Origin of the sequence: Actinoplanes sp. NPDC023936 (assembly GCF_040639325.1) — a bacterium.
Lineage (GTDB): Bacteria > Actinomycetota > Actinomycetes > Mycobacteriales > Micromonosporaceae > Actinoplanes.
In genome coordinates, this window is the sequence record NZ_JBEZZR010000002.1 from 380,974 (window position 1) to 407,917 (window position 26,944).

Here is a 26,944-nt window from a genome sequence, read left to right on the forward strand (position 1 = left end):
ATGGCGACGGTGAATTTGCCCGGCGGCCGGAAACTGGCTCTCTCCACGACCACGACCTGGGAAAAGCCCACAACCCCGATCAAGAGCCGGATTGCGTACGGTGCAGCGCACGTCGTCGCGGATCCCCGGGGCGAGAACGCTCCCGGGGCGCCCGCGGTGGTCGACTGGGACACCACTCTGCGGTTCCGGCACCACCTCTGGTCGCACGGCCTGGGGGTGGCCGAGGCGATGGACACCGCGCAGCGCGGCATGGGCCTGGACTACGCCGCGACCAGGGAACTCATTCGTCGCAGCGCGGCCGAGGCACGGAGTGTCGGTGGGCGGATCGTGGCGGGGGTGGCCACCGACAACCTGGCGGCCGGACCGGTGACTCCGGAGCAGGTGCTTTCCGCGTACCGGCAGCAGCTGGCGGACGTGGCGGAAGCCGGTGCCGTGCCGGTGTTGATGTGCAGCCGTCACCTGGCGGCGGTGGCGACGGACGCCGACGACTATCTGCGGATTTATCGGGAGCTGCTGCGGGAGTCGGACAAGCCGGTCGTGCTGCACTGGCTCGGTACCGCGTTCGACCCGGCGCTGGAGGGTTACTGGGGCTCCTCCGATGTGGACAAGGCGACCGAGACCGTCCTGGAGCTGATCGGTGCGCAACCGCACAAAGTGGACGGCATCAAGGTCTCGCTGCTGGATGAGGACCACGAGGTGCGGCTGCGGCGGAGACTCCCCGCGGGGGTGCGCCTCTACACCGGGGACGACTTCAACTATCCCTCGCTGATCCGCGGGGACGAGCACGGGTACTCCGACGCGCTGCTCGGCATCTTCGCGGCGATCGCCCCGGCTGCGGCGGCAGCGCTCGCCGCTCTCGACCGGAACGACCTCGACGAGTACGACCGGATCTTCGCGCCGACCGTCCCGCTGTCCCGGCACATCTTCACGAAGCCCACCTTCTACTACAAGACGGGCATCGTCTTCCTGGCCTGGCTGGCCGGGCACCAGGACCACTTCACGATGGTCGGCGGCCTGCAGTCCGGCCGGTCCGTGCCGCACTTCGCGAAGCTGATCGAACTCGCCGACGCCGCCGGTCTGCTGCCCGACCCGGACCTCGCGGCCCACCGGGCGAACCGATACTTCTCGGTCTTCGGGGGCGCGGAATGAGCAGGTTCTCGTTCAATCAGATCACCGCCAAGCACTGGGGTCTGGAAGAGCTGGTCAAAGGCCTGGTCGCGGCGGACGTCGACAAGGTGGCGCTGTGGCGTGAACCGGTGCAGGAGTACGGGGTGGAGCGCTCGGCCGCCCTGGTCCGCGACGCCGGCCTGGAAGTGACCACGCTCTGCCGCAGCGGCTTCTTCCAGGCGCCGGACTGGTTCGACGACAACCGCCGGGCCATCGACGAGGCGGCCGCGCTCGGCACGCCGGTCCTCGTGCTCGTCTCCGGCGGCCTGCCCCCGGGCTCCCGTGACATCACCGGCGCCCGCCGGCACGTCGCCGACGCGATCGCCCAGCTCGTCCCACACGCGGCGGCCAGCGGCGTGACGCTCGCCATCGAGCCCCTGCACCCGATGTACGCCGCCGACCGCTGCGTGATCAGCACCTGGGACCAGGCCATGGCGATCGCCCAGCAGCACCCGGTGGGCCAGGTCGGCGTCACGGTCGACACCTACCACCTGTGGTGGGACGACACGGTCCTCGACAAGATCGCCCAGGCCGGCTCCCGGATCGCGATCTACCAGCTCGCGGACTGGGTCACCCCGCTGCCGGCCGGCGTGCTCACCGGCCGCGGCCTGCCCGGCGACGGCTGCGTCGACATGGCCGCGTTCCACGCCGCGGTCGACCGGGCCGGGTACACCGGGCCGATCGAGGTCGAGGTGATGAACGAGGAGCTGTGGCAGCGCCCCGGCCCGGAGATCCTGGCCGCGACGATCGCCGGGTACCGCAGCGTCACGTAGGACGGCCCACCCCCGCCACTCCCGCGTGTGGATTTCGGGTGCGGAGCGCGCCCGAATTCGACACGCTCGGGCGGGACCCGCCGTGCGTGTGGAGTTGGGGTGCGGAGCGCGCCCGAATTCGACACGCTCGGGTGGGACCCGCCGTTCGTGTGGAGTTGGGGTGCGGAGCGCGCCGGAAATCCACACGCTGGCGGAGGTCACGTCGATCTTCGGTACGGGTGGTCACTCGTACCGATAGAAAGGGTTCATGACTTTGACCGTGGGTGTTCTGGGCACCGGGATCATGGGGGCCGCGATGGCCCGCAACCTGCTCAAAGCGGGGCATGTCGTGCAGGTCTGGAATCGCAGCCGGGAGAAGGCCGCGCCGCTGGGGATCGACGGCGCGGAGGTCGCGGCGACGCCGGCTGACGCGGTCGACGGCGCGGACGTCGTCCTGACGATGCTCTATGACGGTGACGCGGTGTCCGAGGTGATGCGGCAGGCGGCGCCGGGGCTGCGAGCCGGGGCGGCGTGGGTGCAGTCGACGACGGTGGGCCTGGAGTCGGTGGGTGAGCTGGCACGGTTCGCGGAGCAGCAGGGGCTGGTGTTCTTCGACGCGCCGGTGCTCGGCACGCGGCAGCCGGCCGAGGCCGGGCAGCTGACCGTGCTGGCGGCCGGACCGGTTGATCAGCGGAGTGCGGTGGAGCCGGTGTTCGAGGCGGTCGGCGCGCGCACGGTGTGGACGGGCGCGGACGGCGCGGCGGGCTCGTCGACGCGGCTGAAGCTGGTGGCCAACAGCTGGGGGCTGGCGGCGACGCACGGTGTGGCGGAGTCGCTGGCTCTCGCGAAGGGTCTCGGCGTCGACCCGGAGGACTTCTTCGGCCTGATCAGCGGCGGTCCGCTGGACATGGGTTACCTGCGTGCGAAGGGTGACGCGATCCTTCAGGGCCGGCTGTCGCCGGCCAGCTTCGCGGTGGTCACTGCGGAGAAGGACGCGCGGCTGATCGTCGATGCCGGCCGGGCCCATGGGGTACGGATGGACGTGGCGGCCGCCGGTGCCGAGCGATTCCGCCGTGCCGCCGAGCAGGGGCACGGTGACGAGGACATGGCCGCTTCCTATTACGCCAGTTTCGGCAGCTGACGGGGCAGCGAGACATCGCGTTCCTTCTCTATGATCTTGTGACCGCGCGGCCTGTCAGAGCCGCCGGATCCTTGGGGAGGATCCACGATGTCTCGCTCCGTTTGGATGTCCCGGGTCGGTCTGACCCTTCTCACCACCGTTTCCGCCGGCGCCCTCGCGACGCCGGCCGAGGCCGCCTCCACCGGCGCGGCCTCCGTATCCGGCACGAAGATCACCTTCAAGGCCGCCACGAAGAAGCAGAACAAGGTCGTGATCACCCGGTCCGGGCGCACGATCACGATTGACGACCGGGTCGCGATCAAGGCCGGTAAGGGCTGCAAGAAGGTCAAGGGCGACAGCACCAAGGTCAGGTGCACCCCGGCCAAGAACCCCACCAAGATCTACGCCTTCCTGTCCGACCGCAACGACTCCCTGGTCAACAAGGCCAAGGTGAAGATCGACGTCGACGGCGGCACCGGCGCGGACAGCATCACCGGTGGTCCGCTCAACGACGGTCTGTACGGCCGCGGCGGCAATGACAAGATCCGGGGCGGTGGCGGCGCCGACTACCTGATGGGCGCCGAGGGCAACGACAAGATCTGGGGCGGCGCCGGCGGCGACGTGATCAACGGGCAGGGCGGCAACGACGCCATCGACGGCCAGGACGGCCAGGACGACCTGAACGGCGAGCTCGGCAACGACAACGTCTACGGCGGCGCGGGCGGCGACCAGCTCTACGGCGACGTCGGAACCGACCGGCTCTACGGCGGCGCGGGCTATGACAACCTGGTCGCGTACGAGTGGGACCACAAGAGCGCCGACTACTACTCCGGCGGCAGCGGCGGGGACTGGGTCTCCTACTCGTCCGCCCAGCGCGCGATCACGGCCGACGCGGACGGTGTGAAGGGCGACGACGGCGCGAAGGGCGAACGGGACACGATCGCTGCCGACGTCGAGGACATCCGCGGTGGCGCCGGCAACGACGTGATCACCGGAAACGCCGGGGCGAACCAGCTGTTCGGCGGCCCGGGCAGCGACACGATCCGCGGGGCGGGCGGCGACGACGACCTGTACGGCGAGGACGGGCGGGACCACCTCGACGGCGGCGCCGGGAACGACGAGCTGACCGGTGACGACCCGTTCGCGGCTCGGTTCGAGGCGGACAGCATGGTCGGCGGGCCGGGATGGGACTGGGTCGGCTACGACTTCCGGACTGTCGGCGTGGTGGTCGATCTGGACGGCGCCAAGGGCGACGACGGCAGGCCCGGCGAGAAGGACACCGTCGGCACCGACGTCGAGATGCTCAGCGGCACAGACGGGAACGACACCCTGATCGGCAACGCGTCCGCCAACGAGATCATCGGGCGGGACGGCAACGACGTCATCCGCGGCGGTGGCGGCAACGACGAGGTGCACGGCGGCAACGGCGCGGACGCGATCTACGGCGACGCCGGTGACGACTACGTGTTCGAGCCGGGCGACAGGTCCCCCGACAAGCTGGACGGCGGCGTCAACAACGACAGGTGCCTCCTGGCCGCCGGCGAGGACACCGTCACCGGCTGCGAGCGGGTGGAGAACCAGTAGCGCGGAGCTCCACCAGGAGCCCGTCGCGGTCGGTGAGCACCGCACCGAGGATTCGCCGGCCTGCCGCGAGCAGGTCGGCGACATCCGGCGTGCTGAGCGCGTACATCACCAGCGCGCCGTCCCGGAACGACGTCACGATGCCGGCCCGGCGCAGGACCGCGAGCTGCTGCGAGAGGTTCGACGCCTCGACGTCGATCTCGGCGAGCAGGTCGCGGACCGGTTTCGGGCCGTCCTGCAGCAGTTCGAGCACCCGGATCCGGACCGGGTGGCCGAGGGTGCGGAACATCTCGGCCTTCGCCTGGTACAGCGGGACTGACACGTAAGGCCCAACTTCGGGTCGGTGTTGCCGGTTACGGCTTTTTCGAAGTTTCGGAGTTGCACAAATCTTCAAGTCCTGAGGTCGTATCCTCACGGTTTCACGGGACCGACTGTCCGAAGCGGACATCGTGTGCGATCGAGTCGGTCCGGCATCCCGCACTCTCGGTCAGACCCGAGGACGCAGGAGGATCTTCAGATGCCGGACATGGACGTAGCCCTCAAGGACGCGATGCAGGTTGACGGCGCCATCGGCGCCGCGCTCGTCGACCGTGGCAGCGGGATGGCGCTGGGTGTCGCCGGAGGGGACAAGGACTTCGACCTGAGCGTGGCGGCGGCCGTGAACACCGAGGTGATCCGCGCGAAGCTGCGCACCATGGAGATGCTCGGCCTTCGCGAGACGATCGAGGACATCCTCGTGACGCTCGACTCCCAGTACCACCTGATCCGGCCCCTGACCGGGCGATCCGGCCAGGGGCTGTTCCTCTACCTGGCGCTGAACAAGGATCGGGCGAACCTGGCGCTGGCCCGGCACCAGCTCAAGCGGATCGAGGGAAACCTGGACATCTAGGACCACTCGCGGGCGAGCATGGCGAACTGGAGCTCGTTGGCCCATTCGCCCTTGAAGAACTCGTTCTCCACCAGGCGGGCCTCCCGGCGCATGCCGAGCCGGCGGGCGACGTTCGCGGAGGCGGTGTTCCGCTCGTCGATCCGGGCCGTGATGCGGCGCAGGCCGAACTCCCGGAAGCCGAGCCCGAGCATCGCGTGGGCCGCTTCGGTGGCGTAGCCGCGGCCGCCGAAGTCAGGGTTGAAGACGTACCCCAGTTCGCCGGTCAGGTGTTCCCTGCTGCGGTAGAAGAGCACCACGTCACCGACCAGGTCCCCGGTCTCGCGCGACTCGACGCCGAGACCGAGGGCCTGGCCTTCGTCGGTGAGATCGGTGGTGCTGAAGATGGTGGCGAGCCGGTCGGCCACCTTCGCGGCGTCCCACGGCTCGCCGGGAATGTACGGGTAGATCTCCGGCCGCGACCGGTAGGCGAGCAGTCCGTCGGTGTCCGCGACGGTCAGCGGGCGGAGGAGAAGGCGTTCGGTCCTGATCGGATATTCGGGCACCAGGCGATCGTGCCATTCGTACATCAGTTCGAGTTATCCACAGGCTGTGCACACAGCCTGTGTACAACTCAGCGGCGGGCGTCCGCGTACCGCAGCAGCGCCGCCACCCCGCCGGACAGCCCGGGCTCGTCCGGGTCGACCAGGACGATGCCGCCGTCCGTGCAGGCCAGGGCTCTGATCATCGCGGCGTCGGCACGGACCTTCCGCGGATTCGCCAGCAGCGACGGATCGTCGGCGATCTCGTGCGGCTCGGCGCCGATCCACAGTTCCTCGGTCGAGGACGGGTCGTCGATCATGAGGACGGTGTCGACCTGGCCGCGCTGCAGCGCGGTGACCACGGCGTGCAGTCCGTTGCCGGCCGCGCCGTCCCGCCCGACCTGGGTGCGGAACCGGTCGAGCACGTCCCGCTGGTGCTCGACGGCCCGCTCGGCGATCGCCTGGATCGTCACGTCCTCGAGCGCGGACGGGTCGGCCCCGGCGCCCCGGGAACCGGCGTCCGTCTCCACCACCCGGCTGCGCCAGCGCTCGGGCAGCTGGGAGACGAGCATCGGGCGTGACTTCGGGTCACCGGCCACCACGATGATCTCCGGGCCGGTCCGGTCGGCCAGCTCGGTGACCGCCTCGGCCACGTCGCCCGCGTTGCGCCGCCAGGTCAGGTCGTAGTTGTGCTCGGCCTTCAACGCGTTCCACCCGCCGATGCCGACCTTGTGCACGGGGTAATCCTCGGTGCCCTCCACCTCGCGGTGCTGCACCAGATCGCCGGCTCCGGCCGCGTCGATGGCGCCGCCGGTGTGGTCGACCACCACCCGCAGGTACGGAATCTCCTCACCGAGCTGGGCGATCATCGGCATGACGTGCGGCAACGGCCCGAAAGTGGCGATCTCGGTCCGGGGCGGGGCGGCGAGCGCACGGCGCATCAGCACCTCGCCGGCGGTCGCGAAGAGGGCCAGCCCGTGCCGTCCCGGCCGGGCCGGATGCTCCAGGGCGGCCGCTTCCAGCGCGGCCAGGGTCGCCGTGTCGCAGCCCTGCTCGGTCAGGGATTCGCGGGCCGCGCGCCACCTCAGCTCGATGACCTTCGCCGCGTCCTCGGTGTCGTGCGACGCGTCGAGGTAGACCGACGCCCAGGGGCCGGGACGGTCGTAGAGCGTACGCAGCATGGAGAGTCGCATGGTTCCTCGCCTTCTCGTGATCGGCTAGCGCGGCGCTGCGTACCCGAATCCCTGCGCGGAAACCCTGCGACCCGTCATGAGCAGCAACAACGTCTCGATCGGCGCTCTGCGCTCGGCGCCCGCCCCGACCGCGAAGCCGGCGTCGGTGGCGATCAGCCGCACTCCTCGGAACCGCCGCCGGGCCCAGAACGGCCAGCCCATCTCCCAGACCCGGGTGGCCGCCGCGGTGGCTGTCTCCGGAGGCGTCGGCAGCGGGCGGCCGAGCGGGATCGCGATGTCCTGGGCGTGCACCGTCACGTCGAAGAGCGTGTTGCGGTAGTTCGTCACGGGCGGCAGCAGCCGGGAGCCGGCGTGCCGGCGCAACTCGGCGACGAGGTCCGCGGCCGGCCGGTCGGCCCACCGCACGGCCAGGTCGTGATTCATCGTGTGGAACCGGCCGCCGGCCCGGATCGCCGCGGCGGCCATGGCGAGCGGTCCCGGTGGCTGCGGCGCCATGGCGAGGTGGGCGGCGACGTCACGCACCCGCCAGCCGTCGCAGAGCGAGGGCTTCTCCCACTCCGCCGGGGTGAGCTCCGCCAGCAGCCCGGCGACGGCGAGCCGCCGCTCGGCGATGGCATCCCAACTCTCGTCCTGATTCATCGGGCACCCCCTCGATGATCGTCAGATTATCTGACTAATATCGTCAGAGTATCTGACTTATGGCCAGGGGGAAGCCACATGCCGCGAGATGAGCCGAACGTGGGAGTGCTGCTGTTCCTCGCGTACCGGGCGATGGAGCGGCGCGTCCTGGAGGCGGTCAGCGCGGCCGGATTCGACGACATCACGCTCGCCCAGGCGCGGGTCTTCCAGCGGATCGGCCCGGACGGCACCCGGCTCGGCGACCTCGCCGAGCAGGCGCAGGTGACCAAGCAGACCGCCGGGTTCCTGGTGGACCAGCTGGAGCGCGCGGGCTACGTCGAGCGGGTGCCGGATCCGTCCGACGCGCGGGCCCGCCTGGTGCGGGTCGCCGAGCGTGGCCGCGCGGCGTTACCCGTCGCGGCGGCGGTGGTCGCCGAGGTCGAGGCGGAGTGGGCCGCTCACCTGGGACAGCGGAGGATGGCGGCGCTGCGCGACACGCTGGTGCGCTTGCGCGAGGTCACCGACCCGTACGCGCGGTGAGCGAAATTCAGAGGCGCCGGTCGGGTGCGGCGCCGGCGCGCCGGCCGACCAGGCTCCAGACGCCCGGGAGGAACGCCGCGGCCAGGCCGGTCTTCAGAACATCCCCGATCAGGTACGGGATCAGCCCCGCGCTCGCCGCCGCCGCGAGATCCATGCCCGTCACGAACGCGAGCCAGGGCACCCCGAACAGGTAGATCAGCGCGTTGGCGGCCGCCATCAGGCCGACGGTGTGCACCGGTTTGCGGTCCGCGCCCAGGGCCGCGAGCTGCCCGGCGAGGGCCGCCGCGAGGATGAACCCGACCAGGTATCCGCCGGTCGCCGCGGGCCAGCCGGCGGTGCCACCGGCGAACCACGGCACGCCGAGCGCCCCGGCGATCGCGTAGACCAGCATCGCGACGGCGCCACGGGAGGCGCCGAGCGTCGCGCCCGCGAGAACCACCGCGAACGTCTGCCCGGTGATCGGGACCGGCGAGCCGGGAACCGGGATCGAGATCTGCGCGGCGAGGCCGACGGCGCTCGCGGCGCCCGCCACGAGGACCACGTCGCGGACCGCCGAGCGACCCCAGACGTCAGCCAGCACACCTGTGGGGCGTCCCGGTACCACTACGCCGTACGTCACGGAGCGATCCTCCTCAGCGGACATGAATCTTGCTCGCACCATAAGCCGGTCACCGCCGGAAACGGCAGGGTCCCCGGCCGAATGTGATGTTGTGGTGATCGTGGGGCAGCTGAGATGCCCGAAAAATCCCTCGCTGGCCGGGATTACTCGCCCACTTCACTGACCTCGACGAACGGCGCGCCGTTGAACCACTGGGCGTGCACGATGAAGCTGTGGCCGGTCTCGTTGAAGTAGACCGCGAGGTTCGTGTCCGAACCGTTCTTCTGGACCGTGTATCCGTCCGCGGGCGTGGCCGTGACCAGGAAAACCGTGCCATTGCTGATCATCTTGATGACCGCCCGGCCGCCCTCGGTGGTGAACGTCTTCACATACGTCTTGAGGCCGTCGTCGCCGGTGGTGACCGTCCAGCCGTCCTCGGTCGTCGTCGCCGGCTTCGTGGCCGGTCTCGTCGTCGTCGCGGTCGTCTCCGGCGTCGTCGGCTCGGTGTTCGTCGGGTCGGTGGTCGCCGGCTTCGACGCGGGCTTGCGGGACGTCCGGCTCGGCTTGGGCGTCTCGGGCTCGTCCTCGGCCGGCGTCGCGCTCGGCGACGGCGTCTCGGTGGTGATGGTGACCGCCACCTCGGCGGCCGGCACCCGGCCCAGATCCGGTAGCGCTCCCACGTCGGTCTTCGCGGCGTTGAGCACGGGCGAGAGCGCGAACGACGAGAGCGCGATGCTGGCCGCGGTGGCGAGACACCACCCGGCTATCGGCATCCACCTGGAAGATCGCACGGGTGGCATTCTCTCACCTGCCCCTATCCTGTCCGCCATGGCGATGATCCTGTTGGTCGAGGACGACCGCATCATCACGGCCGCGCTGACCCGTGCGCTGACCGATGCGGGGCACGTCGTGCGCCCGGTCGGTCAGGCTGCCCAGGCATTGCGGATCGTCACCCAGGAGCGTCCCGACCTGGTCATTCTCGATCTGGGGTTGCCCGACATCGACGGCACCGACGCGCTGCGGATGATGCGCACCGTATCCGACGTCCCGGTGATCGTCGCCACCGCGAGGCGCTCCGAGGCGGACATCATCGCCCTGCTGCAAGCCGGCGCCGACGACTACGTGACGAAGCCGTTCTCCGGCGGGCACATCCTGGCCCGGATCTCGGCGGTGCTGCGCCGGGCGCGCACCATCGAGCAGCAGCAGCCGAACACCATCACGGTCGGCGAGCTGGTGATCAAGCCGAGGCAGCGGCGGGTCGAGCTGCGGGGTGAGCCGTTGCAGCTGACCCGGCGGGAGTTCGACGTCCTCGCGTACCTGGCCGAGCGGGTGGGTCAGGTGATCAGCCGCCGCGAGCTGATGAACCAGGTCTGGCAGCAGGCCCGGATCGGCGAGGAACAGACCATCGACGTCCACATCTCGTGGCTGCGCCGCAAGCTCGGCGAGACCGCCGCGAAGCCGCGTTTCCTGCACACCGTCCGAGGAGTCGGCGTCATGATGGTCGATCCGCAGTGAGATGGGCCCTCAACCGGCTGGCACTGGCGATCACCTCGATGGTGGCGCTGGCGTTCCTGGTGCCGCTCGCCGTGGCGACCCGGCAGATCGCGTACGACCGGGCGATCTCCGAAGCACGCCAGCAGGCCACCTCGATGGTGACAGTGCTCGGCGTGGACAGCGACCTCACCGAGCTCACCAACGCGGTGGCCAGCACCGCGGCCGGCAGCGCCGGCCGGCTCGCCATCCACCTGCCGGCCCAGCCGCCGATCGGGATCTCGCACCTCAACGAGGCCACCGTGATCCGGGCCGCGCAGGAACGCCGGTCCGCCACCGCTGAGGCGCCGGGCGGGATCGCGTACCTGCAGCCGACAGTGCTGACCGACGGCCGCACCGTGGTCGTCGAGGTGTTCGTGCCGAAGGAGGACACCCGGCGCGGCGTCTGGCCGGCCTGGCTCGCCCTCGGCGGGCTCGCGATCGTCCTGGTCGGCGCGTCGGTGCTGCTCGCCGACCGGCTCGGGAGCCAGCTGGTGAAATCGACCCGCCAGCTCGCGGCGGCCACCCGCCGGCTCGGCGGCGGCGAGCTGAACGAGCGGATCACCCCGACCGGCCCGCGCGAGCTGCGTGACGCGGCCCGGGACTTCAACGCGATGGCGGACGACCTGCGCCGGCTCCTGGACCGCGAGCGCGAGCTCGCCGCGGACCTTTCACACCGATTGCGTACGCCGTTGACGGGCTTGCGGCTCGACGTGGAGGCGATGCCGCCCGGGCCGATCGCGGAGCGCATGCGGCAGGCCTGTGACCTGCTGGACGAGGAACTCGAAGCGATCATCACGGGCGCCCGGCTGGGCAGCGTCGAGGCCCGCGGCTCCGAGCGGTGCGACCTGGTCGAGATGCTCGCCGACCGGCTCGCGTTCTGGTCGGTGCTCGCCGAGGACCAGGAACGTCCATGGGAGGTGGTCGGCGGCCATGAACCGGTGATGGTGCCGATGTCACGCAGCGACGTGATCCTGGTGGTCGACGCGATGCTCGGCAACGTCTTCTCGCACACCCCCGACGGTGTCGCCTTCCGGGTCATCGTCTCCAGCAGCGGCCTGCTCGTCGACGACGCCGGCCCGGGCATCCCGGACCCGGAGAGCGCGGTGAAGCGCGGATTCAGCGGTGCCGGATCGACCGGATTGGGTCTGGACATCGTGCGCCGGGCCGCCGAAACTGTCCGTGGGCAGTTGGTCATCGACCGTAGCCCGCTGGGCGGCGCCCGCGTCGGATTCCTCCTGCACAGCGCCACCGACGAGCCCGAGCCTCAGCCCCGCGGCCGGCGTCGCGCGGTTTCATAAGAGTTTTCGGTCGCTTTAAGGATCCGTTATGGCAGTCCTCCCTAACGTTCTGGCCCGTAACTGCCAGGACGACATGTTCGGAGAGCTGACATGCGCAGGAAGATTGCCTACCCGCTGGCTACCCTCGGGATGGTGGCTGCTTCGACGGTGGCTGTCGCGTCGCCGGCCCTGGCGCACGGATACGTCTCCTCGCCCCCGAGCCGCCAGGCCCTCTGTGCCGCCGGCACCGTCTCGGGCTGTGGCTCGATTCAGTTCGAGCCGCAGAGTGTCGAGGCTCCGAAGGGGTCTTCGCAATGCAACGGTGGAAACGCCAACTTCACGGTGCTCAACGACGAATCCAAGAACTGGCCGGCCACCAGCGTCGGCAGCTCGGTGACGTTCAACTGGGTCCTGACCGCCCGGCACCGGACCGCTACCTGGGTGTATTCCATCGACGGTACCAAGGTCGCCACGTTCAACGACAACAACGCGATCCCCAACGCGACGGTGTCGCACAAGGTCGACCTGAGCGGGTTCTCCGGCAAGAAGACGGTGCTCGCGGTGTGGAACATCGGGGATACGGCAGCCGCCTTCTACAGCTGCGTGGACTTGAACATCGGTGGCGGCGGATCCTCGACGACGCCCACCAGCACGCCGACCAAGGCGCCGACCACCGCTCCCACGACGGCGCCGACGACCACGGCTCCGACCACCGCGCCGACCACCGCCCCCGGCACCACCGCGCCGACGAAGGCGCCGACCAGCACCACGACGGCCGCCCCGACCAGCACCACGACGGCCCCGGCGAACGGGACCGAGTGGGCGCCGGGAGTGTCCTACAAGGTCGGTGACGTGGTCACCTACCAGGGCGTGTCGTACAAGACCCGCCAGGCGCACACGTCGATCCGCAGCTGGGAGCCCTCCATCTTCACGCTCGCCCTCTGGCTGCCGCTGTGAAGCGCCGGTTCGTAGCTCTCGCCCTGACCGCGCCGTTCCTGCTCGGCGCCTGCGGCACCGAGCCCTCCGAGGCGCCGGTCGCCGGAAAGACCGCGCAGACGCAGGCCGAGGTGGAGACCCAGAACGTCAAGTCGGTCTCCGAGATCACCGCCGGGTCGACCTTCAACGACACCGACGTGATGTTCCTGCAGATGCTGGTCGACAACCAGGAGCAGGGCCAGGAGATGGTGCGGATCGCCGTCGAGCGGGCCCAGCGCCAGGACGTCATCGACATGGCCAAGGCCGTCGACCTCACCCAGGCCGACGAGATCACGATGATGAAGAACTGGCTCACCGAGTGGGGCAAGCCCACCAAGCTGGACAAGCGGGAGAGCCTGCACGCCGACCACGGCGGCCTGCCGAGCACCGGTGACGACGAGATCGCCTCGTTGAAGAAGGTGAAGAAGGCGGACTTCGAGACCGCGTTCCTCAACCTCTTCCTGGCGCACCAGCACAACGCGATCGAGTTCGCCGCGCTCGAACTCGACAAGGGCGGCAACGAGCAGGCCCGGGCGTACGCCGAGCGGGTCAAGCAATCCCGCGCCGACCAGGTGCAGCAGATGCTGAAGCTGCTCAACGGCTGACCGCTTTCGAAAAGGGCGACCCGACCGGGTCGCCCTTTTTATTGTTACAAGAATGCTTACATCCTGGATTCTGGCGCTGAGTCTCGCCGCGACGCCCTGGAACCATCCCGGCTACGACGCCGGGGACAGCCACTACAACCCGGCCGAGTCGGTGATCAACGAGGGCAGCGTCCGGAACCTCGCCGCGACGTGGTCGGTGCGGCTGCGCGACATCGAGGAGAGCTGCTCCGGCTTCTCCGCGCCACTGCTCACCGGCGGCCGGGTCATCGTCACCGACAAACGCGGCATCTCCTCCTACGACGCCACGAACGGCCGTCCGGCCTGGCGTTTCGACTGGGACTTCCCGGACGACAACGGGACACCCGTCCTCGCCGTGAGCGACCGGCTCCTGATCGCCGCCAACGGCGACTGCAACTCGATGAGCGACCCGGACGGGCAGCTCACCGCGATCGACCCGGCCACCGGCGCGACCCGCTGGAAACTGGAGACCGACATACCGATCCACTCCGTCGTCGTCGACAACGGGGTCATCGTGATCTCCGGCTGGTCGCCGTCGGACGAGGACGTGGTGATCGCCCACCGGGCCTCGGACGGCACCGAGCTCTGGCGCGAACCGGGCTGGTCGAGCGCCGGGGTCGCGCTGAACGGCGCCGTCCTGATGCGCAAGACCGACGGGTCCGGTCAGCCCGACGGCGGGACCTCCGCGATCGGGGTCACCCGCGGCGAGCTGAGGTGGAGCCGGCTGGAGAACTGGACGGCGCAGGCAGCCTTCGGGAACCGCTTCTACGTGACGGACCGGCGCGGGGACCTGCTCGCGGTCGACGGGACGGACGGCGCCGTGACCTGGACCGCGGCCGGCAAGGCGAGCACGCTTGTCGCGACCGACGGGCGGCGTGTCTACCGGTCGAGCGGGCGTCACGTCGAGGCCCTCGACGCGCGGAACGGGCGAGTTCGGTGGGCGACGCCGCTGGGGGTCGAGGCGCGGCAGCCGGTTCGGGCCGGGGGCCTTCTGTACGCGGGAGGCACGGTCCTCACGGCATCCCGGGGGATCGCGGCCGGACCCATGTTCGGCGGTCACGTGATCGTCGCGGGTGGCGCGCTCTACCGGGTGGATCGGGGGACGCTCACCGCGTACGCGCCACGGCCGTGAGTCGCGCCGGATCGGCGGGCCGGAATGAGAGCTCGCGGCCGGAGCGCTGGGGGGCGGATCGGGTTGCTTTTGGGGAGTTGGTGCGCGTACCGGATAAGGAGAGGAACCACCCGGTTGCCGTTGTGGAGCACGGGGTTGAACGGGCGAAGCGGAACGCGAGCCCGAACCGAAGAGACATGCGACGCCGAGAGCCGGCGTCGCTTTTCTTTTCGGAGGTGCCGCCACCTTGGCTCCGATGTTCGCGCCACTCAAGGAGCGCAACTACCGACTGTGGGCGGCCGCTGACCTGATTTCGGTCGGCGGAACGTGGATGCAGGTGCTGGCCCTCAACTGGGTGATCCTCTCGGTGACCGGTTCGGCCACCAAGATGGGCGCGGTCGTCATGCTCCAGTCGCTGCCGGTGCTGCTGCTCGGCAGCTGGGGCGGCGCCCTCGCCGACCGCATCCCGGCCCGCCCCATGCTCATCGCCTGCCAGGCCATCCGTGCCCTGCTGGCGCTCGCGCTGGTGCTGCCCGCCGGCAACTGGATGATCTACGGCGTGGCCCTGGCCTCGGGCGTGATCGGATCCTTCGAAGGCCCGGTCCTCGGCCGATTCGGATCATCCTTGATCCCCCGTGAGGCGCTGGCCTCGGCGCTCGCCCTCGGCTCGGTGCTCAGCTCCGCCGGCCGCATCGGCGGAATGGCGCTCGGCGGTGTTCTGATCGGTATGACCGGCCCGTCGGTGCTGTTTCTCATCAACGCGGTCTCCTACATCGCCGTGATCGTGGCCCTGATGGCGATGCGCAGCGGCGAAATGCGAAACCTGGCCACGGCGTCCGCATCGGACGGTGGCGTGATCGCCGGTCTGCGTTACGTTCTCCGGCAGCCCGTGGTGCTGATCGTCCTGGCGTTGTCATTCGTGCTGGGTTCGCTCGGCCGCAATTACCAGGTGTCGATGGCCGCGATGGTCTCCGGCCCGCTGGGCGGCTCGTCGGGCTCGTACGGCCTGCTGTCGACGGCGTTCGCGGTCGGCGCGGTGGCCGGCGGCCTGCTGCTGGCCGGCAGCGGCAAGTCGACGCTGCGGGTGCTGCTCGGCACGGGCTTCCTGATCAGCGTCCTCCAGTTCGCGTCCGGCCTGGCCCCGAACGTGCTGGGCTTCGCGGCCCTGATCCTCCCGATCGCGGCCGGCGCCGTGGTGTTCGACACGGTCGTCTCCACGAGGATCCAGCTGGACACGGCCGAGGAGATGCGAGGCCGGGTCCTGGCGACGGTGGGTATCGTTTCGTCGCTGAGCGGCATCGTCGGCGCCCCGGCAATCGGCTGGCTGTGCGACTCGATGGGCGCCCGGGGCGCACTGGTCCTGGCCGGGGCGGTCACGACGGTCGCCGCGGTGGCCGGTGGGATGGCGCTGGCGAGGGTCAAGGGGCGCTCCCTGAACTGGAGCTTCGTGCTGGGCCGCCCGATCGAGCAGCCCGCCTGAACTACCTGAAACGAGAGCCGCCCGGTCGCCGACGCGACCGGGCGGCTCTGTCGTCGTCAGGCGATCGCCGCGGCGAACTGTGAGTAGAGGTCACCGGAGAGCGGAGTCTCAAGCTTCCAGGTCACGGCCATCGGGCGCTCACCCTCGTGACTTACATACGTGGCCGGGCCGAGGAACCAGAACGCCCGGTCGGTAACCCGGGCACGAGCGAAGAGGAGAATCGTCCGGCCCATGGCGACGTGGTGTTGGTAGCGCTGGCCTGTTCGGCTGTCCGCCGAGGTGAACGACTGGCTCTCCCAGTGGATCAGCTCACGACTGATCGCATAGTCGCGGTACCGAGTCGTGGGAGAGAAGCCACCCGTCGTCTTGTCGAGTGTGAAGAGCAGCAGGTCAGCGCCGACTCCCTTGGCGTCGTAGACGCCTTCCCGCCATGGTGGTGTCTTGGCGTTGCGGCCCTCGCCGACCGCGGCGAGGATTTCCAACCGGGTGTATCGGCTGTGCACCTGAAGCGGAACTCCGGGAAGGGGCTCCGCGGGTATGTGGTTCGGGGCATCGTGCAATACCTGAAGGATTTCGTCGAGCTCCGTCAATACCTGTGGATGTGACCAAACGATGTCGACCGCGCGTTCCAGGGGGTCCTCCTTGCCGAGGACCTGGTCGGTGAGCGACGCGACGAGCATCCGCAGTATGCGACGGTTCGCGCCGTCGACGCGCGGCCTGTCGCTGTTGCGTACCAACGCGAGGTAGCTGTCGAGGCGCTGCCGATCATCAAGGTGTTGCAACCGCCCGATGGCGTTACGAAGTCGACTCTCATGCGGGCCTTCCGGGGCAACCGGCAGCTTCGCAGCCTCAAGCAGTTCTGACCAACTGCGGTTGTTGGCGTAGACGTCGGCCAGTTCCAGGCCGGTCTCCGCGAGATACTCGCGGAGCGACACCCTGCCCCGTGCCTGGTGTAGCGATCGCAACTCCTTGACCCGCGCATTCCAATTCGTGGGCACCGCTTCTTTGATGTTGCGGAGCACGATGTCGCGCGCTACCCGATTGAGCTCCATATGACATCCCGCAGGCAGGAACGGGAAGTCGTTTTCGATGGCTCGTTCCAGGTCTCGTCGAGTCCCGCCGAGCAGTGCCCGGTACCGCAGGTCGAACCGAAATTCGCGACGGTGCAGACCTACGAAGTCGAGCACGGTGCACACCGTCTTGCCCTTGGAGAGACGCAACCCTCGCCCCAGCTGTTGCAGGAAGAGGGTGGCGCTGTCGGTCGGACGCAGGAACAGGACGGTGTCGACGGCCGGGACGTCCACGCCTTCGTTGAAGATGTCGACTGAGAAGACGATCTTGACCGTACCTGCGTCCAGGTCGCGCAATGCTCCCCGGCGACTGTCGTCCGGCGTGGAACCGGAGACCGCGACGGCATTCACTCCGAAGCCGCGGAACTGTTCCGCCATGAACTCCGCGTGGGCAACGCTCACGCAGAAGCCTAGGCCGCGGATGGTGGCGAGGTCGTCGACATGCTGACGTAGTTGGTCGTAGACGAAGCGCACCCAGGTGGTGTTCTCGATGTACGCCGCTGTCAGCGCTTCGGTGTCGTAACCCTTACCGCGACGCCAGGGGATGGCGGTCAGGTCGGTGCCGTCATGGATCCCGTAGTAGACAAAGGGTGCAAGACGGTGCTGCTCGATCGCGTCCCACAGACGCAGTTCGGCGGCGATGCGGCCGCCGAACCAGCGCAGAATGTCGAGGCCGTCAGCGCGCTCCGGGGTGGCCGTGAGCCCCAACAGTTCCCGGGCCTCCAGCCGGTTCAGGATTGTCTCGTACGACTGAGCCGCCGCATGGTGAAACTCGTCGATGATGACCACGTCGAAGTGATCGCGGGCGAGTTGCTCGAGACCGTTGCTGTTCAGGGTCTGGATTGAGGCGAAGACGTGGTCGTACACCTTCGGGCGCGAACCGGCGGCCCAGATCTCGCCGAACGAGAAATCTCCGATCGCTCGCCGGAAGGTCGCCAGGCTCTGCTCAAGAATCTCGCGGCGGTGTGCGATGAACAGAAGCCGCGCCCGGGGCATCCGGCGCCGCAGACGTGCGTAATCCGTCGCTGCCATGACGGTTTTGCCGGTACCCGTCGCGGAAACGAGCAGGTTCTGGTGGTATCCGTTCTGCCGGGAGGCCTCGATCTCTTCCAGGAGGCGTTCTTGGAAGGGGTGGATGTCGATCGGCCGGAGATCGAGATAGTCCTGCTGCTTGCCGGGACGGGCACGGTCGAGCCGGGCGCGGAACTCGTCTTCGTCGTACGTAACGAAGTCGCCGCCCTGCCAGTAAGCCTCGAAGACCGCGGTGATCTTGTCGACGACGTCTGCATTGCGCGCCGCGGCTACCCGGATGTTCCACTCCATGCCGGCGATTTGCGCGGAATGCGAGAGATTGGAAGATCCGACGTATGCGGTGCTCAGCGCCGACTGCCGGTGGAAGAGCCATGCCTTGGCGTGCAACCGAGTCATCGAAACGTCGTAGGAAACCCGGACCTCGGCGCCTAGATCGCGAAGCAGATTGAGCGCCTCAGCCTCGGTGGAGCCGGTGTAGGTGGTGGTCAGAACCCGCAGCGGCTTGCCCTGCTCGCAATGCCTGCGAAGCGCCGGGAGCAGTTGACGCAGGCCACTGCGGAGAATGAACGCCATCACGATGTCAATCGAGTCGGCCGACTCGATTTCGGCCCGGATTTGACTGCCGACCGCGGGCTCCCCCGGAGAGTTGGTGAGCAGGGTGGTGTCCACCAGCGGAATGAGTGGTCGTCGAGGAATGCTGACACTGCCACTGGGATCGAAGGTGCCGATCGCGGCGAGCGCCTTCCCGGGCGTCCGCGGCTTTTCGAGGTTACTCCCGGAGCGTGGGAGCCGCTCCTGCAGGGCGTCGAGAAGAAGACCCGCGACCTCGACTCCGACTGCAACGCGATCGGAGTCCGGAACGGTATCGAGAGCGCGTTCGACTTGGCGAGCGATGAGCCGAGCGATCCGGTCGGAAGCGTCCGCTGAACGCAGATCCTGGAGGTCGACGAGACTGTCGTCGAGGGGCCTGAGTTGATGAGCGAGCGTCTCAGTGAGGATGTTTTCGTACAGCCCAGCGGTCAACTCGTCAGCCACTGCGACAGTGTGCACGATCTTTCGGCCGCCGTCTGTTCACGGCTTCCCGTTCGATAGCGTGGAAAGCGCACGCCACCCGCCACGACCAAGGGGAACACGCACGTGGAGCTGCTGCACTCCGGCAAGGTTCGGGACGTCTATGCCGACGGGGACGACCTGCTCCTGGTCGCCTCGGATCGGATCTCTATCTATGACGTCATCCTGCCTACGCCGATCCCGGACAAGGGCAAGATTCTCACCCAGCTCTCGCTCTGGTGGTTCGACCAGCTCGCGGATGTGATCCCGAACCATGTGCTCTCGGCAACCGACGTGCCGGCGGACTGGCGGGGGCGGGCCATCCGCTGCGAGCGGCTTGAGATGGTCATGGTGGAGTGCATCGCTCGGGGCTACCTGGCCGGCTCCGGGCTCAAGGACTACCAAAAGGACCGCCAGATTTCGGGCAACGTGCTGCCGCCGGGGCTGGTGGAGTCGTCCCGGCTGCCGGAGCCGATCTTCACGCCGAGCACCAAGGAGCCGGTCGGTGGTGGGCATGACGCGCCGCTGACCTTCGACGAGACGGTGGAGCGGGTCGGCAAGGAGCTGGCCGAGGAGCTGCGGCGGGTCACGCTGGAGATCTACCGCCGGGGCTCCGAGATCGCCGCTACCAAGGGCATGATCCTCGCCGACACGAAGATCGAGGTCGGGCGGGCCAAAGACGGCACGCTGAAGCTGGGTGACGAGCTGCTCACGCCCGACTCGTCCCGGTTCTGGAGTGCGGACGAGTGGAAGCCGGGCAGTGTCCCGCGGTACCTGGACAAGCAGTTCCTGCGGGACTGGTCCAGCCAGCTGACCGACTGGGATCGGACGGCGCCGGGGCCGGAGATCCCCGACGAGGTGGTTGAGGCCACCCGCCAGCGCTACGTCGAGGTCTACGAGCGGCTCACCGGCGACACCTGGAAGTAAGACGCCCGGAAGTAGACGCCTGGAAGGCAAGACGCCCGGAAAGTAAGACGCCCGGAAAGCAAGGCACCTGGACTTACAGCGAACGACGGCCCGGCGGGAAGAACCGCCGGGCCGCTTCTACAACGGGCTCAGGCCCACTGGAGCGTCGTCTCCGGCGACAGCCGAGGCAGCCGGTCACGCCACGCCTTCTCGCCCGGGTGTCCGAGGTTGACCACCGCGAGGGACGCGAAGCGCCCGTCCGGGAAGAACTCGGCGTCCACGCCGGCCTTGTCGAAACCGGTCATCGGGCCGGCGACGAGGCCGACCGCGCGGGCCGCCAGGACGAAGTAGCCGATCTGCAGCGCCGCACTGAACGTGCCGTTGGTGATGCGCAGGTCCTTGTTCGCCTCGTACACGTCCTTGAGGCCCGGATTGTGCGGGAACACCTGCGGCACGTGCTCGTGGAACGACGTGTCGAGTGCCAGCACCGCGACGACCGGCGCGCTCTGCGACTTCGGCCGATTGCCTTCGGCGAGGTGCGGGATGAGGCGGGCCTTGCCTTCTTCGGTACGCACGAACAGCACCCGCAACGGCTGGGTGTTCGCGGCCGTCGGCGGCCACTTCGCCAGATCCCAGAGTTCGGTGAGCTCCGCGTCGGTGACCGGGGTCGGGGCGAATGAGGAGGCGGTGCGCGCGTCGGTGAACAGCAGGGCACGCCCGGCGGCGTCGAGCTGGGGGCGGCTCAAGCCCGCTTCAGAAACAGTATCCACTTCTAAAAAAGTAGTAGCTGTGGCACAGAAAGCCACAGTTCGGCGGGTGAAGATGATCACCAGGTCGACTACGGCGTCAGATGCTGATCGGCCCAGATCGCGATCTCGTCCAGAGCGGGCATCAGCGCGCGGCCCGAATCGGTCAGGCTGTAGGAGACCGACACCGGTGGGCCGGCGTCGACGACACGGACGATCAGGCCCGCTGCGACCAAAGAGGACAGTCGGTTCGACAGGACCGAGTCGCTGATGCCGTCGATCTCACGGGAGATCTCGCGGAAGCCGAGCGGCCCGTCACGGAGTTTGCCGAGCACCGCGCCGTTCCAGCGGCGACCGAGGAACTCGAAGGCCCGGGAAAGAGCGGCGTTTCTGTTCACGCACGTCAGGCGCTTTTCGTCCGCCGCTGTCATGGACGCAAAGCTACACGGCGCGGCCCAGTGACCCGGCCGGCTGCTCGGCGCGGATGCTGCTGATCTGGCAGGCGCCGTGGCAGGTGAGCTGCTCCCCGCAGGTCGGGCACCAGTCGTTGGTCCGTCGCAGGTACCACCCGAGGGCCACGCCGGAGAAGAGGCTCAGCAGGCCGACGATGGCGGAGACCGTCACAGCGCCCGTCATGCCAGCGGTCCCCGGTTCAGCGGGGTGCGGCGCACCAGGCGCAGGCCGCGGTGGTCGAGACCGGGATCACTGTCGAAGCGGGACGTCACATAGGGCGCTGTGAACGTGTCGACCCCGGTCCCCCGGTTGCCGCCCGGCCGGTACGTCACGGTGACCGCTCGGCGGGAGGACGCCTCGATGACACCGGCGCGCCAGCCGTCGCGATAGACCCACACCGGATCGGCGGGACGGTAGCTCTCGGCCGGGGCCACATCCGCCGGATCGCGCTGCGGCGGGGCGACGGTCGGCGTGGATGCCAGCGCCTTCGACATGTGTGCCTCCACCATTCTCGCCGAGGCGGGTGTCGGGGACCACATCGGCCGAGCAGTCTGACTTTTCGGCACGCTGTGTTATCGAGCGGGTACGTGTCTGTCAGCTATCATGCTCGTCATCAAGTGCGTTCGCAAGGCCGGATGCACGTGCATCCGCATCGCGCAGATGCTGGTGTGCAAGGGCAGGGCGTGGTTTCGCAGCGGACGATCTCCGCTTTAGGATGCATGTGGCTGTGCCGGGCAGTCACATCGCGGCGACGAGGAGTCAGGTGAGCGCGGGTTCGCAGGAGGAGGCGCCGGGCGGTGGCCCCACCGTTCTCCGCATTCTGCTGGGCTCCCAGCTCCGCAAGCTGCGGGAGTCCAAGGGCATCAGCCGGGAGGCGGCGGGTTACGAGATCCGCGCGTCCGGTTCGAAGATCAGCCGGATGGAGCTGGGCCGGGTCAGTTTCAAGGAACGCGACGTCACGGACCTGTTGACCATGTACGGCGTGGTCGACCCGAACGAGCGCGAGGCGCTGATCGGGCTGGCCCGTCAGGCGAACAACCCGGGTTGGTGGCAGCACTTCAGCGACATCCTTCCGGGCTGGTTCCAGGCTTACCTCGGATTGGAAGCGGCCGCGTCTCTGATCCGTACCTATGAGATCCAATTCGTGCCGGGCCTGCTGCAGACGCCGGAGTACGCGCGTGCCGTGATCATGCTGGGCCATGCCGGCGCCAGCGTCGAGGAGATCGACCGGCGGGTCGAGGTCCGGCGGCATCGGCAGCAGATTCTCACCCGGCCGGGCGGCCCGCAGCTCTGGGCGGTGATCGACGAGGCGGTGCTGCGCCGGCCGATCGGCGGCGTCGAGGTGATGCGCCAGCAGATCGAGGCCCTGATCGAGGCGTCGAAGATGCCGAACGTGCGGCTGCAGATCATCCCGTTCCACGCCGGCGGGCACGCGGCCGCCGGCGGTCCGTTCGCGATCCTGCGGTTCCCCGAGCCCGAGCTGCCGGACGTGGTCTATGTCGAGCAGCTGACCAGCGCGATCTACCTGGACAAGCGCGAGGACGTCGACCAGTACGCGATGGCGATGGAGCGCGTCTGCATCGACGCCGAGCCGCCGAACCACACGCCGGAGATCCTCGGCAAGCTGCTGCACGAGGTAGGCCGCCCGGCTTGACGGCCACAACGCGCCCAGCCTGCCGGCCACACCGCGCCCAGCCTGCCGGCCACACCGCAGCGCTGGGCCTGGCCGTGACGCAGAGAGCGGCACGCAGCGGCCGCCCCCGGCCGGAAAATGGCACGGCCCGGCCGCACGGCGACCGGACCGCGGAAAGATCAGCCCCAGTTCAGTTTTCGTTGGTGCGTCAGGCGACGAGGTTGTCGAAGTCTCCGTCGCGAACGCCGCCGAGGAACGCCTCGATCTCGGCGCGCGTGTAGATCAGCGCGGCGCCTTCGGGGTCCCGGGAGTTGCGCACGGCGACGTCACCGCCGGGCAGGACAGCGCACTCCACGCAGTTGCCACTCGGGTTGCTGCGACGGCTCTTCTGCCAGACAGCGCCCTGCAGTTGGCCGGCTGGCATGCCGTTGACCACGTAGGTCATTCCAAGCTCCCTTGGTCTGCCCCGGACCGCCGATCGACCCGGGGGTGGTGATGTCACGTGCCAATCAGACCGAGAATGCAGATGCACGTGCATCTGGCCTTGCGTAGTCACGTGATTTTGAGCATGATAACGCACGTACTACACCGAATGGTTGTCACTCAGGGTGACATCTTTGGGTGATGGGCCGGTCGCGGAGCGACATCTGCGGCCTCAGCGCGAGGCTCCCCTGGTGGGGGCGTTCTGAGCGAGAGGTGACGAGTGTGTCGATACCCAACATCGGCCCCGAACATCCCGATCCGAACGTTCCTGAGGCTTCTGAGCAGTCCCGCCGGAGTAACCCGTCCGTGCTCTTCCGGGACGAGCCGGTGATCGATGAGGTGGTCGCCGCCGAGGCCCGGGCCAGCACTGTCACGCACCGGTTCGGTGGCGTGCGCTACGCGTTGAACCGCCCCGTCGCCGGGGCTCCGGCCGAGGAAGGTGAGTCCGACGCGCGCGAGTGACCTTTTGCGGTGCGCTCAGCCACGCCGAGCCCGGCGCCGGCCGGGTCGGAGCGGGTGGGGTGTGTCAGCGCCGCGGATCCGTGGTGATCGGTTGCGGCCGAGCGAGCCGGTCTGGCCGGTCTGCGAGTTCGCCGAGGCGGACTACTGCTACGGCATCGGGCCGATTCGTCTGCGCGTGCTGCGTGCGGACTTGTCCAAGCCGATCCCGCACGACGGTGACACCTGGTTCGGCGTGCGAGGTGTGGTCATCGATCGGGCCGGTCGCCCCGGCGAGGTCCGGGAGATGTTGATCCGTGCGGGGCGGATGCCCGTCCCGCCGGCGTGCAAGCGTCCGCGCTTGCGGGTGTTACGCAGTACACCCGTCTGACCCCGGGTGGGCGGTCCGGTTCCCCGTGCTGGACCGCCCATCCGGTTTGGGAGCTTTACTGGAAAACCCCCGCCGGGCCGAGCCGGCGGGGGTTTTCACACGTGGGCGTGACCTCAGGGCTTGCGCGCGACGCCGGCCCAGTAATACGCGGCTTTGGGGTCGGCGACCTCGCTGTCCGGCCGCCAGCTCGACACCGGGACCAGGCCCGGCTCCAGCATCTCCCAGTCACCGAAGAAGCGCTGCACCTCACTCTGGGTGCGCGCGACGAGCGTCATCCCGGCGCCGGTGGCGGCCGCGACGGCCGCCTTCACCTCGTCCGGGTTGAAGTCGGCGGTCGGGTGGGTGATCGCGATCAGGCTGCCCGACGGCAGGGCGTCGCGCAGCGCGGCCACCTTGGCCCACGGGTCGTCGGCGTCGGCGAGCAGCATCAGGATCGCGATCAGGGTGAGGCCGACTGGCTTGGTGAGGTCGAGGGTGTCTTTCAGCGCCTGGTCGTCGAGGATCGATCCCGGGTCACGCACGTCGGCCGAGATGTACTCACTCCGGCCCTCCGTCGTGCTGATCATCAGCGCGCGGGCGTGGACCAGCACGATCGGGTCGTTGTCCACATAGACCACGCGGGCCGACGGTTCGAGGCCCTGGGCGATCTCGTGCAGGTTCGGCCGGGTCGGGATGCCGGTGCCGATGTCCAGGAACTGGGTGATGCCCTCTTTCGCCACCAGGTCGCGGGCGACGCGGTGCACGAACTTGCGGTTCTCCCCGGCCATGTACCGCATACCGGGGATGGCTTTCATCATGGCCTCGCCGACGGCGCGGTCGACGGCGAAGTTGTCCTTGCCGCCGAGCCAGTAGTCGTAGATGCGTGCGGAATGGGGAACGTTGATGTTGACTCCGGGGGGAGCCACCTCGTTGCTGCCCTTGTCCACGACCGCCTCCTCGCGCCACGACCCCGTCGCCGATCAATCGGCCCGTTCAGGGTAGCGGCAATGATTGACCGACTTAACCCCCGGAGACCGAATCCGGCTACCGAAAGTGCCGGGATCTTCATGCCACCGAGGCATGCTCCCAGCGGTCGGTGACCGATACGACGCGATCACGTCCGGCGTGCTTGGCAGCGTACAGGCGACTGTCCGCTGTGGACAGCAGGGCCGACTGGGTGACGGCCGGGACCTCGTCCGAGGTGGCGACGCCGATGCTGACCGTGACGGACACGCCGTGGGTCAGTGGGAACCAGTCGTGCGCGCGGATCGACCGGCGGATGCCGTCCACGACCGCGGTGGCCCGCCGCACACCGATGCCGGGCAGCACGATCAGGAACTCCTCACCGCCCATCCGGGCGACGAATCCGTCCGGGCACGCGGCGGCGAGCCCGCCGGCCAGCAGGCCGGCCACCGAGATCAGGACCTGGTCGCCGACGTTGTGCGAGAGCCGGTCGTTGACCTGCTTGAAGTGATCGAGATCGACGAGCGCGACGGTCAGCGCCCTGTCGTACTGGATCAGCGAGGGCAGCCTCTCGTCGACGTAGCGCCGGTTGTGCAGGCCGGTCAGCGGGTCACGGCGGGCCTGCTCGCGGAAGCGCTCCGCCTCCGCGCGGGCCTCGGCCGTCTCGAACATCGCCTGCCGGGTCCGGGTCCGGGCCTCCTGCTGCAGCGAGTGACGACCCTGGTACGCGGTGAAGAAGGTCTTGTGCGCCGCGAACGCCTCGGCGAACTCCCCTCGGGCGGCGTGCAGTTCGGCCTGCTCCTGATGCACGCGCACCAGCAGGTCCCCGAGGTCGCGCTCCTGGCACATCGCCAGGGAGGCGTCCAGGGTGGACTGGGCGCGCTCGTACGCGCCGAGGCCGCGCTGTGCCCGGGCGAGCGTCAGAAGGTACATCGCGAGCGCGTCGGCGGCGTCGTAACAGCCCTCGTCGTGCCGCTCGATGCACAGCCGCATGGTGGCTTCGGCCTCGGCGAACCGCCCGTTGCCGATCTGGATCCAGCCGACCGTGTCCAGGTACGCCGGTTCGAGCTCCTCGCCGCGCTCCTCGGCGAGCCGCAGCAGCCGCTCGGCGACCTCCTCGGCACGCTCCTGGTGGCCGGTGTCGAACTCGGTGAACGCGTAGTTGTTCAGCAGGCAGAGCAGCGCCGGTGAGTCGGTCTCGACGGCGAGTTGCTCGGCCTGCTGGTAACGGATCCGGGCCGCGTCCATCGAGCCGGCCGCCCAGAGCGCGTCGGCGAGCTTCGTCCGGTGCCAGACCTGCATGTGCGGGGTGGCGTCGTCGTCGAGCAGCTCGACCGCGAGCACGGCGTGCTCGAGAGCCTGCTCGGCGTCGCTGAGATGCTGGTGGATGTAGGACCAGACCAGATGGGTACGGGCCAGCAGCACCCGGTCGTCATGAGCGACCGCCCAGTCGTGCACCTGCCAGATCTGTGCCGAGGCGCCGGACACGTCACCGGAGCGCAGCCGCATGTTGGCCTGGCAGAGCTGGGCCCGCGCGACCAGGGAATCGTCGCCGAGGGCGAGCGCCGCCTGTTCGATGGCGAGAGCGCGGTTCAGCTCGACGTCCGCGTTCCAGGATCGCTCGTCCTCGATCTTCAGGAGGGCGGCCGACAGATCCTCGGCGCTGGTCGCGAGCTCATCCACCCGGTTCTCCCTCCTGCCATGCGCAGCCCCTGCCGCGCGCACCGATCGACCGCGCCGCTCCAGGACTGAAGGAAATCACTTTCCGTTCGTCGAGCGTATCTCTGCGTAAACGGACAAATTGCTACATGTGACGATGCCCGCA

The 26,944-nt window shown here is 69.0% G+C and carries 30 protein-coding genes; 16 read left to right on the top strand and 14 right to left on the bottom strand.

Annotated features, from left to right (window positions below; genetic code table 11):
* The 4 genes from AB0F72_RS04040 to AB0F72_RS04055 all read left to right on the top strand — a co-directional run bounded on the left by AB0F72_RS04040 (nt 1) and on the right by AB0F72_RS04055 (nt 4,623).
* Entirely contained in the window at nt 1-1,149 is a 1,149-nt protein-coding gene (locus tag AB0F72_RS04040) for a dihydrodipicolinate synthase family protein (protein ID WP_360424738.1), read from the top strand.
* Entirely contained in the window at nt 1,146-1,940 is a 795-nt protein-coding gene (locus tag AB0F72_RS04045; RefSeq protein WP_360424740.1) for a sugar phosphate isomerase/epimerase family protein, read from the top strand. Before AB0F72_RS04040 ends, AB0F72_RS04045 begins: the two co-directional genes overlap by 4 nt.
* Nucleotides 1,941-2,187: 247 nt before the next feature.
* Nucleotides 2,188-3,060, top strand: a complete 873-nt coding sequence (locus tag AB0F72_RS04050; protein WP_360424742.1) for an NAD(P)-dependent oxidoreductase — start codon at nt 2,188-2,190, stop codon at nt 3,058-3,060.
* A gap of 87 nt (nt 3,061-3,147) precedes the next feature.
* Nucleotides 3,148-4,623 (top strand): calcium-binding protein, encoded by a 1,476-nt coding sequence (locus AB0F72_RS04055; protein WP_360424745.1) that lies wholly within the window; start codon nt 3,148-3,150, stop codon nt 4,621-4,623.
* On the opposite strand, the gene AB0F72_RS04060 is transcribed toward AB0F72_RS04055, so the two are convergent.
* On the bottom strand, nt 4,592-4,942 hold the full coding sequence (locus tag AB0F72_RS04060) for a metalloregulator ArsR/SmtB family transcription factor (protein WP_360424748.1): 351 nt from the start codon (nt 4,940-4,942) through the stop codon (nt 4,592-4,594). The genes AB0F72_RS04055 and AB0F72_RS04060 overlap by 32 nt on opposite strands.
* Before the next feature lie 195 nt (nt 4,943-5,137).
* Here AB0F72_RS04060 and AB0F72_RS04065 point away from each other — a divergent pair, with 195 nt between their 5' ends.
* The gene (locus tag AB0F72_RS04065) at nt 5,138-5,509 is read left to right on the top strand and encodes a hypothetical protein (RefSeq protein WP_360424751.1); all 372 of its coding nucleotides are present in this window, start codon (nt 5,138-5,140) and stop codon (nt 5,507-5,509) included.
* Here the strand turns inward: AB0F72_RS04065 and AB0F72_RS04070 are convergent.
* Genes AB0F72_RS04070 through AB0F72_RS04080 form a run of 3 tightly spaced genes read right to left on the bottom strand, consistent with a single transcriptional unit; the run spans nt 5,506 to nt 7,859 of the window.
* On the bottom strand, nt 5,506-6,075 hold the full coding sequence (locus tag AB0F72_RS04070) for a GNAT family N-acetyltransferase (RefSeq protein WP_360424754.1): 570 nt from the start codon (nt 6,073-6,075) through the stop codon (nt 5,506-5,508). The two genes, AB0F72_RS04065 and AB0F72_RS04070, sit on opposite strands and share 4 nt — an antisense overlap.
* 44 nt (nt 6,076-6,119) lie before the next feature.
* The gene (locus AB0F72_RS04075) at nt 6,120-7,220 is read right to left on the bottom strand and encodes a Vms1/Ankzf1 family peptidyl-tRNA hydrolase (protein WP_360424757.1); all 1,101 of its coding nucleotides are present in this window, start codon (nt 7,218-7,220) and stop codon (nt 6,120-6,122) included.
* Between the two features lie 24 nt (nt 7,221-7,244).
* Nucleotides 7,245-7,859, bottom strand: a complete 615-nt coding sequence (locus AB0F72_RS04080) for a maleylpyruvate isomerase family mycothiol-dependent enzyme (protein ID WP_360424760.1) — start codon at nt 7,857-7,859, stop codon at nt 7,245-7,247.
* A gap of 78 nt (nt 7,860-7,937) precedes the next feature.
* Here AB0F72_RS04080 and AB0F72_RS04085 point away from each other — a divergent pair, with 78 nt between their 5' ends.
* A complete protein-coding gene (locus AB0F72_RS04085) occupies nt 7,938-8,378 on the top strand; it encodes a MarR family transcriptional regulator (RefSeq protein ID WP_360424763.1) in 441 nt (146 codons plus the stop codon).
* 7 nt (nt 8,379-8,385) lie between these two features.
* Here AB0F72_RS04085 and AB0F72_RS04090 read toward each other — a convergent pair whose 3' ends face one another.
* Both AB0F72_RS04090 and AB0F72_RS04095 read right to left on the bottom strand, forming a co-directional pair.
* A complete protein-coding gene (locus AB0F72_RS04090) occupies nt 8,386-9,021 on the bottom strand; it encodes a biotin transporter BioY (RefSeq protein ID WP_360424767.1) in 636 nt (211 codons plus the stop codon).
* 119 nt (nt 9,022-9,140) lie between these two features.
* Entirely contained in the window at nt 9,141-9,776 is a 636-nt protein-coding gene (locus tag AB0F72_RS04095) for a DNA mismatch repair protein MutL (protein WP_360424770.1), read from the bottom strand.
* A 28-nt stretch (nt 9,777-9,804) separates the two neighbouring features.
* Here AB0F72_RS04095 and AB0F72_RS04100 point away from each other — a divergent pair, with 28 nt between their 5' ends.
* From AB0F72_RS04100 to AB0F72_RS04125, 6 genes are all read left to right on the top strand, one after another.
* Nucleotides 9,805-10,491 (top strand): response regulator transcription factor, encoded by a 687-nt coding sequence (locus AB0F72_RS04100; protein WP_360424773.1) that lies wholly within the window; start codon nt 9,805-9,807, stop codon nt 10,489-10,491.
* Nucleotides 10,488-11,807: a HAMP domain-containing sensor histidine kinase gene (locus AB0F72_RS04105; RefSeq protein WP_360424776.1), complete on the top strand. Its 1,320-nt coding sequence runs from the start codon at nt 10,488-10,490 to the stop codon at nt 11,805-11,807. Before AB0F72_RS04100 ends, AB0F72_RS04105 begins: the two co-directional genes overlap by 4 nt.
* A gap of 90 nt (nt 11,808-11,897) precedes the next feature.
* On the top strand, nt 11,898-12,743 hold the full coding sequence (locus tag AB0F72_RS04110) for a lytic polysaccharide monooxygenase (RefSeq protein ID WP_360424779.1): 846 nt from the start codon (nt 11,898-11,900) through the stop codon (nt 12,741-12,743).
* On the top strand, nt 12,740-13,366 hold the full coding sequence (locus AB0F72_RS04115; protein WP_360424782.1) for a DUF305 domain-containing protein: 627 nt from the start codon (nt 12,740-12,742) through the stop codon (nt 13,364-13,366). The genes AB0F72_RS04110 and AB0F72_RS04115 overlap by 4 nt, the downstream gene beginning before the upstream one ends.
* 52 nt (nt 13,367-13,418) lie before the next feature.
* Nucleotides 13,419-14,516: a PQQ-binding-like beta-propeller repeat protein gene (locus AB0F72_RS04120; RefSeq protein ID WP_360424785.1), complete on the top strand. Its 1,098-nt coding sequence runs from the start codon at nt 13,419-13,421 to the stop codon at nt 14,514-14,516.
* A 235-nt stretch (nt 14,517-14,751) separates the two neighbouring features.
* Nucleotides 14,752-15,975: an MFS transporter gene (locus AB0F72_RS04125; RefSeq protein WP_360424788.1), complete on the top strand. Its 1,224-nt coding sequence runs from the start codon at nt 14,752-14,754 to the stop codon at nt 15,973-15,975.
* 56 nt (nt 15,976-16,031) lie between these two features.
* Here AB0F72_RS04125 and AB0F72_RS04130 read toward each other — a convergent pair whose 3' ends face one another.
* Complete coding sequence (locus AB0F72_RS04130; protein WP_360424791.1) at nt 16,032-19,112, bottom strand: DUF3427 domain-containing protein; 3,081 nt, start codon at nt 19,110-19,112, stop codon at nt 16,032-16,034.
* A gap of 102 nt (nt 19,113-19,214) precedes the next feature.
* Here AB0F72_RS04130 and AB0F72_RS04135 point away from each other — a divergent pair, with 102 nt between their 5' ends.
* Nucleotides 19,215-20,054: a phosphoribosylaminoimidazolesuccinocarboxamide synthase gene (locus AB0F72_RS04135; RefSeq protein ID WP_360424793.1), complete on the top strand. Its 840-nt coding sequence runs from the start codon at nt 19,215-19,217 to the stop codon at nt 20,052-20,054.
* A 128-nt stretch (nt 20,055-20,182) separates the two neighbouring features.
* On the opposite strand, the gene AB0F72_RS04140 is transcribed toward AB0F72_RS04135, so the two are convergent.
* The 4 genes from AB0F72_RS04140 to AB0F72_RS04155 all read right to left on the bottom strand — a co-directional run bounded on the left by AB0F72_RS04140 (nt 20,183) and on the right by AB0F72_RS04155 (nt 21,726).
* Complete coding sequence (locus AB0F72_RS04140; protein ID WP_360424796.1) at nt 20,183-20,803, bottom strand: malonic semialdehyde reductase; 621 nt, start codon at nt 20,801-20,803, stop codon at nt 20,183-20,185.
* Between the two features lie 68 nt (nt 20,804-20,871).
* Entirely contained in the window at nt 20,872-21,210 is a 339-nt protein-coding gene (locus AB0F72_RS04145; protein ID WP_360424798.1) for a helix-turn-helix domain-containing protein, read from the bottom strand.
* Nucleotides 21,211-21,220: 10 nt separating this feature from the next.
* On the bottom strand, nt 21,221-21,415 hold the full coding sequence (locus AB0F72_RS04150; RefSeq protein WP_360424801.1) for a hypothetical protein: 195 nt from the start codon (nt 21,413-21,415) through the stop codon (nt 21,221-21,223).
* Nucleotides 21,412-21,726 carry a hypothetical protein gene (locus tag AB0F72_RS04155; RefSeq protein ID WP_360424804.1) on the bottom strand — a complete coding sequence of 105 codons (315 nt, stop codon included), beginning with the start codon at nt 21,724-21,726 and terminating at the stop codon, nt 21,412-21,414. The genes AB0F72_RS04150 and AB0F72_RS04155 overlap by 4 nt, the downstream gene beginning before the upstream one ends.
* A gap of 269 nt (nt 21,727-21,995) precedes the next feature.
* On the opposite strand from AB0F72_RS04155, the gene AB0F72_RS04160 reads away from it, so the two are divergent.
* Nucleotides 21,996-22,886, top strand: coding sequence for a helix-turn-helix transcriptional regulator (locus tag AB0F72_RS04160; protein ID WP_360424807.1), 891 nt, complete (start codon nt 21,996-21,998; stop codon nt 22,884-22,886).
* Nucleotides 22,887-23,073: 187 nt separating this feature from the next.
* Here the strand turns inward: AB0F72_RS04160 and AB0F72_RS04165 are convergent, their stop codons facing one another.
* A complete protein-coding gene (locus AB0F72_RS04165; protein WP_014447991.1) occupies nt 23,074-23,310 on the bottom strand; it encodes a DUF397 domain-containing protein in 237 nt (78 codons plus the stop codon).
* A gap of 260 nt (nt 23,311-23,570) precedes the next feature.
* Here AB0F72_RS04165 and AB0F72_RS04170 point away from each other — a divergent pair, with 260 nt between their 5' ends.
* Nucleotides 23,571-23,810, top strand: a complete 240-nt coding sequence (locus AB0F72_RS04170) for a hypothetical protein (RefSeq protein WP_360424811.1) — start codon at nt 23,571-23,573, stop codon at nt 23,808-23,810.
* A gap of 91 nt (nt 23,811-23,901) precedes the next feature.
* Nucleotides 23,902-24,177, top strand: coding sequence for a hypothetical protein (locus AB0F72_RS04175; RefSeq protein ID WP_360424813.1), 276 nt, complete (start codon nt 23,902-23,904; stop codon nt 24,175-24,177).
* Nucleotides 24,178-24,290: 113 nt separating this feature from the next.
* Here AB0F72_RS04175 and AB0F72_RS04180 read toward each other — a convergent pair whose 3' ends face one another.
* Together AB0F72_RS04180 and AB0F72_RS04185 are read right to left on the bottom strand one after the other, a co-directional pair.
* Nucleotides 24,291-25,103 (bottom strand): SAM-dependent methyltransferase, encoded by an 813-nt coding sequence (locus AB0F72_RS04180; RefSeq protein WP_360424816.1) that lies wholly within the window; start codon nt 25,101-25,103, stop codon nt 24,291-24,293.
* A 118-nt stretch (nt 25,104-25,221) separates the two neighbouring features.
* Entirely contained in the window at nt 25,222-26,802 is a 1,581-nt protein-coding gene (locus AB0F72_RS04185) for a diguanylate cyclase (protein WP_360424819.1), read from the bottom strand.
* Nucleotides 26,803-26,944 lie beyond the last annotated feature (142 nt).